Below are 527 nucleotides of genomic sequence, written 5' to 3'. Positions count from 1 at the left end.
CACCGAACCACATGGATCTACCTAGTAATGATGAAATGTATATTCTGTTTACTGAATCACATGAAATTTGACACCTCATATCATTATCATATAAATGAATACTATAGTACGGAACAATAACGAGCATAAATTGCTTTGGCTAAAGCATTTCTGGAAACAAAATTTGCTCGCTTCGATCTTGTATTGTATAGAGTAGCAAAGGCGCGCTCATTTAGGCCTATTATTTGCTCATTTTAGGATATTCATGATACTAGGGGACGATTGACTACTAAGCAGATTCGATTGTTCAAAGAAAATATGCGGATAAAAGATAAAATTTTAACCCTTTTTTTAGTCGTTAGTAGCAGTTTTGGCATAGCATTAAAGTGCACAAAAGGAATTATATTTTAATTAACAGAGTGTTATATCAGAATTTCTATTTAAAAATACAAAATGATAGCTAAGATACCCGGCTATATATTATAATAATATAATAATCTAAAATAAAAATGTGCTAGGGTTTACATATATATAAATTATTGTTATAA

The sequence above is a fragment of the Zoogloea oryzae genome (assembly GCF_030161255.1).
GTDB classification, from domain to species: domain Bacteria; phylum Pseudomonadota; class Gammaproteobacteria; order Burkholderiales; family Rhodocyclaceae; genus Zoogloea; species Zoogloea oryzae.
Note: the sequence above shows the minus strand (reverse complement) of the source record.